The following is a 13,529-nucleotide window of genomic DNA, read 5'->3' as shown; positions in this document are numbered from 1 at the left end:
TGCTGTGTTCCGTCGCGTACGAGGGCCATGAGGCCGACTGCGTCTACAAGCCGGTCGCGGGGGAGCGGCCGCTGTGGGACTTCCCGGACGGGACGCTGGCGCAGCGCGAGGTCGCGGCGTACGAGGTCTCCGAGGCGACCGGATGGGGCCTGGTGCCGCCGACGGTCCTGCGGGACGGGCCGTACGGCCGGGGCATGGTCCAGCTGTGGATCGAGGGGGACCCGTCGGCGTCCCTCCTCGCGCTCGTCGACGGCGAGGAGCCCGGGGACGGCTGGAAGGCGGTGGGCCTCGCCGAGGTCGGAGAGGACCGCACGGCGCTGCTCGTCCACGCCGACGACGTACGGCTGCGGCGGCTCGCCGTCCTCGACGCCGTGATCAACAACGGGGACCGCAAGGGCGGCCATCTGCTGCCCACGGCGGACGGCCGGCTGTACGCCATCGACCACGGCGTCACCTTCAACGTGGACGACAAGCTGCGCACCCTGCTGTGGGGCTGGGCGGGCGAGCCGCTGCCGCAGGAGGCCCTCGAGGTGCTCGCCGGACTGGAGGTCTCCCTGGCGCCCGGGGCGCCCCTGGCCACCCGTCTGGCGGAGCTGCTCACGGCGGCCGAGGTGGCGGCGGTCCGCGAGCGCGTGTCCGCCCTGCGCGCGTCCGGCCGCCACCCGGAGCCGTCGGGACGGTGGCCGGCCATCCCGTGGCCCCCGGTCTGACCCCGGTCCGCCCCGGTCCTATCCCGGCCACGGCGTCGACCTGCACATTCGTGCCCGCGGCGCAAGAGTGCCGATCGCGTCATGATCCTGCATCCGGTTCGTATCCGGAACACCCGTCCGGTTAGGCTCGTGGCATGCATGCCTGGCCCGCTTCTGAGGTCCCCGCCCTGCCCGGCAAGGGCCGCGACCTCCGGATCCACGACACCGCGACCGGTGGGCGAGTGACCCTCGACCCCGGTCCCGTCGCCCGTATCTACGTCTGCGGCATCACGCCGTACGACGCGACCCACATGGGGCACGCGGCGACCTACAACGCGTTCGACCTCGTGCAGCGCGTGTGGCTCGACACCAAGCGGCAGGTCCACTACGTCCAGAACGTCACCGACGTCGACGATCCGCTCCTGGAGCGGGCCGCCCGGGACGGCATCGACTGGGTCGGCCTCGCCGAGCGTGAGACCGCGCTCTTCCGCGAGGACATGACCGCCCTGCGGATGCTGCCGCCGCGGCACTACATCGGTGCCGTCGAGGCCATACCCGGCATCGTGCCGCTCATCGAGCGCCTCGTCTCCGCCGGCGCGGCGTACGACCTGGAGGGCGACATCTACTTCTCCGTCGAGGCGGACCCGCACTTCGGCGAGGTGTCGAACTACGACCACGAGGTCATGCGGGCGCTGTCCGCCGAGCGCGGCGGCGACCCCGACCGCCCGGGCAAGAAGAACCCGCTGGACCCGATGCTGTGGATGGCGGCCCGCGACGGCGAACCCAGCTGGGACGGCGCGAGCCTCGGCCCCGGCCGCCCCGGCTGGCACATCGAGTGCGTCGCCATCGCCCTGGACCACCTCGGCATGGGCTTCGACGTCCAGGGCGGCGGCTCCGACCTGGTCTTCCCGCACCACGAGATGGGCGCTTCCCACGCCCAGGCGCTGACCGGCGAGCACCCGTTCGCCAAGGCGTACGTGCACGCCGGGATGGTCGCGCTGAACGGCGAGAAGATGTCCAAGTCCAAGGGCAACCTCGTCTTCGTCTCGGCGCTGCGCCGCTCCGGCGTCGACCCGGCCGCCATCCGGCTCACCCTGCTCGCCCACCACTACCGCGCCGACTGGGAGTGGACGGACGAGGTCCTCCGGGAGGCCGTCGAGCGGCTCGGCCGGTGGCGTGCGGCGGTCTCCCGGCCCGACGGGCCGTCCGCCGAGGCCCTCGTCGAGGAGGTCCGCGAAGCGCTGGCCGACGACCTCGACACCCCGCGGGCCCTCGCGGCCGTGGACCGCTGGGTCTCGCTCCAGGAGTCCGGCGGCGGCACGGACGAAAGCGCGCCCGGCGTGGTCTCCCGTACCGTCGACGCGCTGATGGGCGTGGCGCTCTAGGTCTTGCCGGCCGAAGACCCGCTCCCGGACCGCGGCACTCACGTGCGGTCCGGGGGGCGGGTCTCGTCCGTCCAGGGGGCTGATCCGGCGTCAGGCCCGTCTCACGGACCGTCAACCATGCGCGGTGGACGAAGACATGCCCGGGAACGCGGACGGGGCGGCACCGGGTCCTCCGGTGCCGCCCCGCCCCGCCGGTCTCACTCCTCGGCCGGGCCGCCGTCCTCGTCGCCCGCCTCGGGTTCGCGCTTGGGGGGCTTCGGCGGCCGCGTCCGCCCGCTCGACGTGTCGCGCAGGTAGGAGCTGTCACCCATGTCCGTCGCATGCCCGGGTCCGCCGCCCGGACCCGCCCCCGGCCCGGTGGCGGGCCCGCTGCCCGGGCCGCCGTCGCGACGCCGCAGGTACCGCTCGAATTCCCGCGCGATGGCCTCGCCCGAGGCCTCCGGCAGCTCCGCCGTGTCCCGGGCCTCCTCCAGAGTCTGGACGTACTCCGCCACCTCGCTGTCCTCGGAGGCGAGCTGGTCCACGCCGACCTGCCAGGCCCGTGCGTCCTCCGCCAGCTCACCCAGTGGGATGCGCAGGTCGATGAGGTCCTCCAGCCGGTTGAGCAGCGCCAGCGTCGCCTTCGGGTTCGGCGGCTGCGACACGTAGTGCGGCACCGCGGCCCACAGACTCACCGCCGGCACGCCCGCGTGCGTGCAGGCCTCCTGGAGGATGCCGACGATGCCCGTCGGCCCTTCGTACCGGGTCTCCTCGAGGTCCATCGTGCGCGCCAGGTCCGGATCGGACGTGACGCCGCTGACCGGCACCGGCCGGGTGTGCGGGGTGTCGCCGAGCAGCGCGCCCAGGATCACCACCATCTCCACGCCCAGTTCATGGGCGAAACCGAGGATCTCGTTGCAGAACGAGCGCCAGCGCATCGACGGTTCGATGCCGCGGACGAGGACCAGATCCCGTGGTTTGTCGCCGCCCACCCGCACCACGGAGAGCCGGGTGGTCGGCCACGTGATCTTCCGCACCCCGCCGTCCAGCCACACCGTGGGGCGGTTGACCTGGAAGTCGTAGTAGTCCTCGGCGTCGAGCGCCGCGAACACCTCCCCCTTCCACTCCCGCTCCAGGTGCGCGACCGCGGTGGAGGCGGCGTCGCCGGCGTCGTTCCAGCCCTCGAACGCGGCCACCATGACCGGGTCGATCAGCTCGGGAACCCCCTCGAGCTCGATCACCCAGGCCTCCTTCCGAAGTTCCGTGCGTACGAACCAACCTTACGGCTTCGCATGCCCCCCGCCGCAGCCCCTGTACACGTCCGAGTGCTCTGTTCGACCTGGCGGGAGCACGGACGAGGGCGGCTCCCCCGGAGCCGCCCTCGTCGTTGCAAGACCCCGCGGGATCAGGCCTTCTTGCCGAGCATGTCCTCGACCCTGCTCCGGATGTCGTCCGTCGCCAGGCCCCGGATCGTCAGCGTCGTACGGCGGCGCAGCACGTCGTCCGCCGTCTCGGCCCACTCGTGGTCGCGGGCGTAGGCGACCTGCGCCCAGATCTCCGGCGCGTCCGGGTGGATGCGCTCGGCGAGCTCCGGGTTGTCGTACGCCATGCGCGCGATGTCGAACGAGAGCGAGCCGTAGTGCGTGGCCAGGTGACGGGCGGTGTCCGCGGCCATGCGCGGGCCGGGCGTGCCACCGTCGACCAGCAGCCGGTGCGCGACCGCGTTCGGGTTCGCTATGCCGGGCAGCGGGAGCTTCTTCGGCAGGGCCGAGATGGGCTCCATGTCCTCGCCGAGCGGCCCGCCGGGCAGGGCCGCCAGCTTGTTCATCACCGTGCGGCCGATGTGGCGGAAGGTCGTCCACTTGCCGCCGGCCACCGACAGCATGCCGCCGCGGCCCTCGGTCACGACCGTCTCGCGCTTGGCCTTGGAGGTGTCGCCGGGGCCGCCCGGCAGCACCCGCAGACCGGCGAAGGAGTACGTGATCAGGTCACGGGACAGCTGCTGGTCGCGGATGGAGAAGGCGGCCTCGTCCAGGATCTGGGTGACGTCCTTGTCGTTGACCGCGACCTCGCCCGGGTCGCCCTCGAACTCCTCGTCGGTCGTACCGAGCAGCAGCATGTCCTCCCAGGGGAGGGCGAAGGTGATGCGGTACTTGTCGATCGGGGTGGCGAGCGCGGCCCGCCAGGGGGAGGTCCGCTTCAGGACCAGGTGCGCGCCCTTGGAGAGGCGGATGGACGGGGCCGCGTTCGGGTCCTCCATCCGGCGCAGGTGGTCGACCCAGGGGCCGGTGGCGTTGAGGACCAGCCGGGCGTCGACGCCGAACTCCTCGCCGCCCAGCCGGTCCCGGAGGTCCGCGCCGGTGACCCGGCCGCGGGTGAACCGCAGGCCGGTGACCTCGGCGTGGTTGAGGACGGTGGCGCCCGCGTCGACCGCGGCGCGCACCGTCATCAGCGCCATGCGCGCGTCGTTCATCTGGTCGTCGCCGTAGACGGCCACGGCCTTGAGGTTGTCGGTGCGCAGCTCCGGCACGTCCTGCGCGGCCTTGGCGGGGCTGAGCAGGTGGCCGACACCGTCGCCGAAGGCGGAGAGCGCCGAGTACGCGAAGACGCCCGCGCCGAGCTTGGCGGCGCCGTGCGGCCCGCCCTTGTAGACCGGCAGGTAGAAGGTGAGCGGGTTCGCCAGGTGGGGGGCCACCTGGCGGGAGACCGCACGTCGCTCGAAGTGGTTCTCCGCGACCAGCTTCACCGCGCCGGTCTGCAGGTAGCGCAGACCGCCGTGGAGGAGCTTGGAGGAGGCGGAGGAGGTGGCGCCGGCGAAGTCGCCGGCGTCCACCAGGGCCACCCGCAGCCCGGACTGCGCGGCGTGCCAGGCCGTGGAGATGCCCAGGATGCCGCCGCCGATCACCAGGAGGTCGTAGGTGGCCTTGGAGAGCTGCTCCCGCGTTTCGGCACGGCTCGGCAGGGAACCGGCAGCCGGGTGCGTCCCGAGGGCGGGGACGCTCTGCAGGGTGGTCATATCGATTTACTCCTCGTCCTCGATCCAGCCCATGGTCCGCTCGACGGCCTTGAGCCAGTTCTTGTACTCGCTGTCACGCTTGTCAGCGTCCATGCGGGGGGTCCACTCGGCGGCCCGGCGCCAGTTGGCGCGCAGCGCGTCGGTGTCGGGCCAGAAGCCGACGGCCAGGCCGGCGGCGTAGGCAGCGCCGAGGCAGGTCGTCTCGGCGACCATGGGGCGCACCACGGGGGCGTCCAGGAAGTCCGAGAGGGTCTGCATCAGCAGGTTGTTGGAGGTCATGCCGCCGTCGACCTTGAGCGCGGCCAGTTCGACGCCGGAGTCCTTCGTCATGGCGTCGGTGATCTCGCGGGTCTGCCAGGCGGTGGCCTCGAGCACGGCGCGCGCGATGTGCGCCTTGGTGACGTACCGGGTGAGGCCGGCGATCACACCGCGGGCGTCGGAGCGCCAGTAGGGGGCGAACAGGCCGGAGAAGGCCGGTACGAAGTACGCGCCGCCGTTGTCCTCGACCGACGACGCGAGGGTCTCGATCTCGGCGGCGGAGTTGATCAGGCCCATCTGGTCGCGCATCCACTGCACCAGCGAGCCGGTGACGGCGATGGAGCCCTCCAGGGCGTACACCGGAGCCTGGTCGCCGATCTTGTAGCCGACGGTGGTGATGAGCCCCGAGTAGGAGTTGATGATCTTCTCGCCGGTGTTCAGCAGCAGGAACGTTCCTGTGCCGTACGTCGACTTCGCCTCGCCCTCGGAGAAGCAGGTCTGGCCGAACAGGGCCGCCTGCTGGTCGCCGAGCGCGGAGGCGACCGGGACGCCGTCCAGGACGCCGCCCTTGACGTGACCGTACACCTCGGCGGAGGAGCGGATCTCCGGCAGCACCGCCGCCGGGACCTCCATGGATTCGAGGATCTTCTGGTCCCACTCCATGGTGTGCAGGTTCATCAGCATGGTGCGGGAGGCGTTGGTGACGTCGGTGACGTGGTGACCGCCGTCGACGCCGCCCGTGAGGTTCCAGATGACCCAGGAGTCCATGGTGCCGAAGAGGATGTCGCCGCGCTCGGCGCGCTCGCGCAGGCCCTCGACGTTGTCGAGCATCCAGCGGATCTTCGGACCGGCGAAGTACGACGCGAGCGGCAGGCCCGTCTCGCGGCGGAAGCGGTCCTGGCCGACATTGCGGCCGAGTTCCTTGCAGAGCGCGTCGGTGCGGGTGTCCTGCCAGACGATGGCGTTGTGGACGGGCTCACCGGTGTTCTTGTCCCAGAGCAGCGTGGTCTCGCGCTGGTTGGTGATGCCGATGGCCTTGACGTCGGCCGAGGTGATCCCGGCCTTCTCGATGGCGCCGGCCACGACCTCCCGGACGTTGGTCCAGATCTCGGCGGCGTCGTGCTCCACCCAGCCGGGCTTGGGGAAGATCTGCTCGTGCTCCTTCTGGTCGACGGAGACGATGCGCCCGTCGCGGTCGAAGACGATGCAGCGGCTGGAGGTGGTGCCCTGGTCGATGGCCGCGATGAACGGCCCTGTGCCGTGGGAGGAGGTGCTGGTGGTGTGTGCGTCGGTCACGGTTGCTCCCGGAAGTCGGTAGGGGACGAAGGACGGCTCAGGCGAACGCGATGTTGTAGATACCCGCGGCGAGCGCTCCGCCGATCAGCGGGCCGACGACGGGGATCCAGGCGTACCCCCAGTCGGAGCCGCCCTTGTTCGGCAGCGGGAGGAGGGCGTGCACGATCCGGGGGCCCAGGTCACGGGCCGGGTTGATCGCGTAGCCCGTCGGGCCGCCGAGCGAGAGGCCGATGCCGACCACGACCAGTGCGGTGATCAGCGCGCCGAGGGTGCCGAGACCCTTGCCGCTGTCGTTCAGGCCCTGCGTGAGAACCGCGAGGACGAGGACGACGGTGCCGATGATCTCGGTGGCCAGGTTCTGCCAGACGCTGCGGATCTCCGGGCCGGTGGAGAAGACGCCCAGTACGGGACCGGCGTGGCCCGCGGACTCGTTGTGCGGGCCCTCGATCGCCTTGTCGGCCGGGTCCCCCACGATCTCGGGGTCGGTGAGGTGCGCGCGGAACTGGCCGTAGTAGGCGATCCAGACCAGCGCGGCGCCGACCATGGCGCCGAGGAGCTGTCCCGCGAAGTACACGGGGACGTTGCTCCAGTCGCCGTCCTTGACCGCGATGCCGACCGTGACGGCCGGGTTGAGATGGGCGCCGGACAGGGTACCTGTCATGTAGACCGCGGTCAGGACCGCGAAGCCCCACCCGAAGGTGATGGCCAGCCAGCCGGCGTTCTGCGCCTTGGAGCGCTTGAGTACGACGGCGGCGACGACGCCACCGCCGAGCAGGATGAGTACGGCGGTACCAATGATCTCGCCGATGAAGATGTCGGAGCTGGACACCCGCGACTCCTTTGTCCTTCGTCCAGGGGAAGGCGAACCCCGGGTCCCTCCGGTGGTCCGCGCCCTCGGCTGAGGGCGTTAACCGGCCTCCTGGCGTTGCGACACTGTACCGCGATTGCCGGTAAGTGTTCGACAATGCCGACCGATGAACGGCAGTTTTGCCCCCGGGTAAATGCGGCGTCAAGAGTTCCGCTGGCTGAAATGCGTTCGTTACCAGCGGGGAGCCAGGGGCGTCAGAAGCGCCCGGCGCCCAGGTCGCGGGAGACCGCGCGGGCGCAGTCCCGCACCGCCGCCACCAGCTCGGAGCGCAGCTCGCCGCCGCCGTTGCACACGCGCTCCACCGCGCCCGTGATGGCGACCGCGCCGACGGGCATCCGCCGCCGGTCGTGGATCGGCGCCGCCACCGACGCCACGCCGTCCCAGGTCTCCTCCACGTCCGCGGCCCACCCGCGCGCCCGGGTCATGTCCAGCACGGCCTCGAAGTCCTCCAGGGAGGTGACGGTGCGCGGTGTGAACGCCTCCCGCTCCACCTCCAGGGCCTCGCTGTGCGCCACGGGGTCATAGGCCGACAGCACCTTGCCCAGCGCCGTGGAGTGCAGCGGGTGCATGGCGCCGACCTCCAGGACCTGGCGGCTGTCGTCGGGCCGGAAGACGTGGTGGATGACGAGCACGCCGTGCTGGTGCAGGACGCCCAGGTGGACGCTCTCTCCGCTGGAGCGGGCCAGGTCGTCGGTCCACACCAGGGCGCGGGCGCGCAGCTCGTGCACGTCCAGGTAGCTGTTGCCCAGGCGCAGCAGTTCCGCGCCCAGCTGGTAGCGCCCGGAGGCCGGGTCCTGCTCGACGAAGCCCTCCGCCTGGAGGGTGCGCAGGATGCCGTGCGCCGTGCCCTTGGCGAGCTCCAGTGAGGAGGCGATGTCGGACAGTCCGAGACGGCGCTCCCCGCCCGCGAGCAGTCGCAGCATCGCCGCCGCCCTTTCAAGCGACTGGATGTTCTTCGGCATCGCCCCGGCCCCTTCTTCCTCTGTTCGACAATGCTGAACACTATCGGTCGTTGTCGACCTTCAGCCACATCGAGGAACCCCCGGAACCGAGCAGGACCGGACAGTGCCCCCCGACAGCACGGTGACAGCATGCCGTCCGCCACGTGGGACACCATGTCCGCGGTGGGGGGTACGCGGTTAGTCTGGCCCGGTGCGCCTTCCCCGCCGGGAGGTGCAAAGCCGACAGCCGTCGCATCCCAGGGAGCACTTCCATGGCCTCGTTGCCGACCCCGTCCGCTGACAGCACTCATGTCACTGACAGCAGGACCCGAGCCGCCGCCCTCCGTGAGGCCCTCGCCACCCGCGTGGTCGTGGCCGACGGTGCCATGGGCACCATGCTCCAGGCGCAGGACCCCACCCTCGAGGACTTCCAGAACCTGGAGGGCTGCAACGAGGTCCTCAACATCACCCGGCCCGACATCGTGCGCTCGGTCCACGAGGCGTACTTCGCCGTCGGCGTCGACTGCGTGGAGACCAACACCTTCGGCGCCAACCACAGCGCCCTGGGGGAGTACGACATCTCCGAGCGCGTCCACGAGCTGTCCGAGGCGGGAGCCCGGATCGCCCGCGAGGTCGCCGACGAGTTCACCGTCTCCACCGGCCGGCAGCGCTGGGTCCTCGGCTCCATGGGCCCCGGCACCAAGCTGCCGACGCTCGGCCACGCCCCCTACACCACGCTGCGCGACGCCTACCAGCAGAACGCCGAGGGCATGATCGCCGGAGGCGCCGACGCGCTGCTGGTGGAGACCACCCAGGACCTGCTCCAGACCAAGGCCGCCGTCCTGGGCGCCCGCCGCGCCCTGGAAGCCACCGGCATGGACCTGCCGCTGATCGTCTCCGTGACCGTCGAGACCACCGGCACCATGCTCCTCGGTTCCGAGATCGGCGCGGCCCTGACGGCGCTGGAGCCGCTCGGCATCGACATGATCGGGCTGAACTGCGCCACCGGCCCGGCGGAGATGAGCGAGCACCTGCGCTACCTGGCCCGACACTCCCGCATCCCGCTGTCCTGCATGCCCAACGCCGGCCTGCCCGTCCTGGGCAAGGACGGGGCGCACTACCCGCTGACCGCGCCCGAGCTCGCCGACGCGCAGGAGAGCTTCGTCCGCGAGTACGGGCTGTCGCTGGTCGGCGGCTGCTGCGGTACGACGCCGGAGCACCTGCGCCAGGTCGTCGAGCGGGTGCGCGACCTGGCCCCGGCGCCGCGTGAGCCGCACCCCGAGCCGGGTGCCGCCTCGCTGTACCAGACCGTGCCGTTCCGCCAGGACACGTCGTACCTGGCGATCGGCGAGCGGACGAACGCCAACGGTTCCAAGAAGTTCCGTGAGGCGATGCTGGAGGGCCGCTGGGACGACTGCGTGGAGATGGCCCGGGACCAGATCCGCGAGGGCGCCCACATGCTCGACCTGTGCGTCGACTACGTCGGACGGGACGGCGTGGCCGACATGGAGGAGCTCGCGGGACGGTTCGCCACCGCCTCCACGCTGCCGATCGTGCTGGACTCCACCGAGGTCGAGGTCATCCGCGCCGGGCTGGAGAAGCTCGGCGGGCGCGCCGTGATCAACTCGGTGAACTACGAGGACGGCGACGGCCCCGAGTCGCGCTTCGCGAAGGTCGCGGCCCTGGCCAAGGAGCACGGGGCGGCGCTGATCGCGCTGACCATCGACGAGGAGGGCCAGGCCCGTACGCCGGAGAAGAAGGTCGAGATCGCCGAGCGGCTGATCGCGGACCTGACCGGCAACTGGGGCATCCATGAGGAGGACATCCTCATCGACACCCTGACCTTCACCATCTGCACCGGCCAGGAGGAGTCCCGCAAGGACGGCATCGCCACCATCGAGGCGATCCGCGAGCTCAAGCGGCGCCACCCGAAGGTGCAGACCACGCTGGGCCTGTCGAACATCTCCTTCGGCCTGAACCCGGCGGCCCGGATCCTGCTGAACTCCGTGTTCCTGGACGAGTGCGTCAAGGCGGGCCTGGACTCGGCGATCGTCCACGCGTCGAAGATCCTGCCGATCGCCCGGTTCGACGAGGAGCAGGTCACCACCGCCCTGGACCTCATCCACGACCGGCGCACCGAGGGCTACGACCCGCTGCAGAAGCTGATGGCGCTCTTCGAGGGCGCGACGGCCAAGTCCCTGAAGGCGGGCAAGGCCGAGGAGCTGGCGGCGCTGCCGCTGGAGGAGCGGCTCAAGCGGCGCATCATCGACGGGGAGAAGAACGGCCTGGAGGCCGACCTCGACGAGGCGCTGAAGACCCGGCCGGCGCTGGACATCGTCAACGAGACGCTGCTGGACGGCATGAAGGTGGTCGGAGAGCTGTTCGGCTCCGGGCAGATGCAGCTGCCGTTCGTGCTCCAGTCGGCGGAGGTGATGAAGTCCGCCGTCGCCCACCTCGAACCGCACATGGAGAAGGTCGAGGGCGAAGAGGCGGGCAAGGGCACCATCGTGCTGGCGACCGTACGCGGTGACGTGCACGACATCGGCAAGAACCTCGTCGACATCATCCTGTCCAACAACGGCTACAACGTCGTCAACCTCGGCATCAAGCAGCCGGTTTCGGCCATCCTGGAGGCCGCGGACGAGCACAAGGCCGATGTCATCGGCATGTCGGGTCTCCTGGTCAAGTCGACCGTGATCATGAAGGAGAACCTGGAGGAGCTCAACCAGCGGGGCCTGGCCGCCGACTACCCGGTCATCCTGGGCGGCGCCGCCCTCACCCGTGCGTACGTCGAGCAGGACCTGCACGAGATCTACCAGGGCGAAGTGCGCTACGCCCGCGACGCGTTCGAGGGCCTGCGCCTGATGGACGCCCTCATCGCGGTCAAGCGGGGCGTGCCCGGCGCCACCCTGCCCGAGCTCAAGCAGCGCCGCGTCCGCGCGACGAGCGACGTGCCGGCCGACGAGCCCGCCCCGGAGGGCGGCGTCCGCTCCGACGTCGCCACCGACAACCCCGTCCCGCAGCCGCCCTTCTGGGGCACCCGCGTGATCAAGGGCATCCAGCTCAAGGAGTACGCCTCCTGGCTGGACGAGGGCGCGCTGTTCAAGGGCCAGTGGGGCCTGAAGCAGGCCCGCACCGGTGACGGCCCCACCTACGAGGAGCTCGTCGAGACGGAGGGCCGGCCGCGGCTGCGCGGCTGGCTGGACCAGCTCCACACCCAGAACATGCTCGAAGCGGCCGTGGTCTACGGCTACTTCCCGTGCGTGTCCAAGGGCGACGACCTGATCATCCTGGACGAGAGCGGCAACGAGCGCACCCGCTTCACCTTCCCGCGCCAGCGCCGGGGCCGGCGGCTGTGCCTGGCGGACTTCTTCCGCCCCGAGGAGTCCGGCGAGACCGACGTCGTCGGGCTGCAGGTCGTCACGGTCGGTTCGAGGATCGGCGAGGCCACCGCCGAGCTGTTCGCCGCCGACTCCTACCGCGACTACCTCGAGCTGCACGGCCTGTCCGTCCAGCTCGCCGAGGCCCTCGCCGAGTACTGGCACGCACGCGTGCGTGCCGAGCTCGGCTTCGCCGGGGAGGACCCGGCCGACGTCGAGGACATGTTCGCCCTGAAGTACCGCGGGGCCCGCTTCTCCCTCGGCTACGGCGCCTGTCCCGACCTGGAGGACCGCGCCAAGATCGCCGGACTCCTCCAGCCGGAGCGGATCGGCGTCCACCTGTCCGAGGAGTTCCAGCTCCACCCCGAGCAGTCCACGGACGCCATCGTCATCCACCACCCGGAGGCGAAGTACTTCAACGCCCGCTGACGGCGGCACGCGCCGCCGTCAGCGCGGATCAGCGGAACGCGACGTACACTGGTCGGTCCAGTGCAGGCCGGTCGCTGTTCCCCACCGGGGGATTCCCCGCGGGGGCGCGACCGGCCTTCTCGTCCCCGATGGAGGTGTGCCGGATGACCAGCACGGTCCCCGCGTCCTTGACCCGTACGGCCGACGGAGCCGCCCTCCAGGCCGTCTTCCTCGACATGGACGGCACTCTGGTCGACACCGAGGGCTTCTGGTGGGACGCGGAGGTCGAGGTCTTCGCCGAGCTGGGTCACCGGCTCGACGAGTCATGGCGCGACGTGGTGGTCGGCGGGCCGATGACCCGCAGCGCCGGGTTCCTCATCGAGGCCACCGGCGCCGACATCACCCTGACCGAGCTGACCGTGCTGCTCAACGACCGCTTCGAACGGCGGATCGACCGCGGTGTGCCGATGATGCCCGGCGCCGAGCGGCTGCTCGCCGAGCTCGCCGCGCACGACGTCCCCACCGCCCTGGTCTCCGCCTCGCACCGCCGCATCATCGACCGCGTCGTGCGCTCGCTCGGACCCGAGCGCTTCACGCTCACCGTCGCGGGCGACGAGGTGCAGCGGACCAAGCCGCACCCCGACCCGTACCTGCTGGCCGCCCGCGGGGTGGGCGCCGAGCCGGCGAGATGCGCCGTCGTCGAGGACACCGCCACCGGTGTGGCGGCCGCCGAGGCCGCGGGCTGCCGGGTGGTCGCCGTCCCCTCCGTGGCCCCGATCGCCCCCGCCGACGGGCGGGTCGTCGTCCGGTCCCTGGAAGAGGTCGACCTCCGCTTTCTCCGTACATTGATCACGCGGACGAACTGATACGCGCACAGTGCGTGCTGCGTGAAAGCAGACGAAACACAGGGCACCCGGCCGGGTATTTTGCGTGACCACCGAAAGGGAATTACGGCGTGATGTTGGTCACGCAGCGTGGCGCCTCCGCGGGCGGCCGAGGGGCGGGACGCCCGGTTCGCGGCCCTTCGGGAGCTGCCATGTGTCCCGATTCATGAGCGGGTGTACGAATCATTCCGGCGCATAGTGATCGACGGTCATGCATTACTCATCACCCTCTGATGCCACCTCAACTCAAGGTGGTTCCGGCGTGCCTGGCGCCGCCGACTAATCTCTTGCCGAGAACTTCGCCGCACTAATCCGCGTGTTCGCGTCAAGCCATCAGCTGTTGCGAACACAGGTCCGATCGCTCTGTATCCCGGCCCGATCGCTCCGCCCCGACCGGGCGGCCGCGGCGGAGTGCACCGCACGCC

9 protein-coding genes are annotated in these 13,529 nt (G+C 71.0%); 4 read left to right on the top strand and 5 right to left on the bottom strand.

All coding sequences use genetic code 11. The annotated features are described in order from the left end of the window. Both IH00_RS0119905 and mshC read left to right on the top strand, forming a co-directional pair. Positions 1–710, top strand: a 710-nt coding sequence (locus IH00_RS0119905) for an SCO1664 family protein (RefSeq protein WP_031075439.1), incomplete at its 5' end; no start/stop codon positions are given. Between the two features lie 134 nt (positions 711–844). Then, the gene (mshC, locus tag IH00_RS0119900) at positions 845–2,074 is read left to right on the top strand and encodes a cysteine--1-D-myo-inosityl 2-amino-2-deoxy-alpha-D-glucopyranoside ligase (protein ID WP_031075437.1); all 1,230 of its coding nucleotides are present in this window, start codon (positions 845–847) and stop codon (positions 2,072–2,074) included. 197 nt (positions 2,075–2,271) lie between these two features. Here mshC and IH00_RS0119895 read toward each other — a convergent pair whose 3' ends face one another. The 5 genes from IH00_RS0119895 to IH00_RS0119875 all read right to left on the bottom strand — a co-directional run bounded on the left by IH00_RS0119895 (position 2,272) and on the right by IH00_RS0119875 (position 8,453). Next, complete coding sequence (locus IH00_RS0119895; protein WP_031075435.1) at positions 2,272–3,294, bottom strand: PAC2 family protein; 1,023 nt, start codon at positions 3,292–3,294, stop codon at positions 2,272–2,274. 164 nt (positions 3,295–3,458) lie between these two features. Beyond that, positions 3,459–5,069 carry a glycerol-3-phosphate dehydrogenase/oxidase gene (locus IH00_RS0119890; RefSeq protein ID WP_031075433.1) on the bottom strand — a complete coding sequence of 537 codons (1,611 nt, stop codon included), beginning with the start codon at positions 5,067–5,069 and terminating at the stop codon, positions 3,459–3,461. 6 nt (positions 5,070–5,075) lie between these two features. Then, a complete protein-coding gene (glpK, locus tag IH00_RS0119885) occupies positions 5,076–6,623 on the bottom strand; it encodes a glycerol kinase GlpK (RefSeq protein ID WP_031075431.1) in 1,548 nt (515 codons plus the stop codon). Positions 6,624–6,660: 37 nt separating this feature from the next. After that, positions 6,661–7,452 carry an MIP/aquaporin family protein gene (locus tag IH00_RS0119880; RefSeq protein WP_031075429.1) on the bottom strand — a complete coding sequence of 264 codons (792 nt, stop codon included), beginning with the start codon at positions 7,450–7,452 and terminating at the stop codon, positions 6,661–6,663. A 233-nt stretch (positions 7,453–7,685) separates the two neighbouring features. Continuing rightward, positions 7,686–8,453, bottom strand: coding sequence for an IclR family transcriptional regulator (locus IH00_RS0119875; RefSeq protein ID WP_031075428.1), 768 nt, complete (start codon positions 8,451–8,453; stop codon positions 7,686–7,688). Between the two features lie 251 nt (positions 8,454–8,704). Between IH00_RS0119875 and metH the strand changes: the two genes are divergently transcribed. Both metH and IH00_RS0119865 read left to right on the top strand, forming a co-directional pair. Beyond that, entirely contained in the window at positions 8,705–12,241 is a 3,537-nt protein-coding gene (gene metH, locus IH00_RS0119870) for a methionine synthase (RefSeq protein ID WP_031075426.1), read from the top strand. Positions 12,242–12,384: 143 nt separating this feature from the next. Continuing rightward, positions 12,385–13,086 carry an HAD family hydrolase gene (locus IH00_RS0119865; RefSeq protein WP_031075424.1) on the top strand — a complete coding sequence of 234 codons (702 nt, stop codon included), beginning with the start codon at positions 12,385–12,387 and terminating at the stop codon, positions 13,084–13,086. The last annotated feature ends 443 nt before the right edge of the window (positions 13,087–13,529 follow it).

The organism is Streptomyces sp. NRRL S-118 (assembly GCF_000716335.1).
GTDB lineage: Bacteria > Actinomycetota > Actinomycetes > Streptomycetales > Streptomycetaceae > Streptomyces.
This window is presented reverse-complemented; position numbering and strand designations above follow the sequence as displayed.

Coding starts and splice junctions, on each gene's coding strand:
- mshC (WP_031075437.1), top strand. CDS start 845: ATGCATGCCTGGCCCGCTTCTGAGGTCCCCGCCCTGCCCGGCAAGGGC.
- IH00_RS0119890 (WP_031075433.1), bottom strand. CDS start 5,069: ATGACCACCCTGCAGAGCGTCCCCGCCCTCGGGACGCACCCGGCTGCC.
- IH00_RS0119875 (WP_031075428.1), bottom strand. CDS start 8,453: ATGCCGAAGAACATCCAGTCGCTTGAAAGGGCGGCGGCGATGCTGCGA.
- metH (WP_031075426.1), top strand. CDS start 8,705: ATGGCCTCGTTGCCGACCCCGTCCGCTGACAGCACTCATGTCACTGAC.
- IH00_RS0119865 (WP_031075424.1), top strand. CDS start 12,385: ATGACCAGCACGGTCCCCGCGTCCTTGACCCGTACGGCCGACGGAGCC.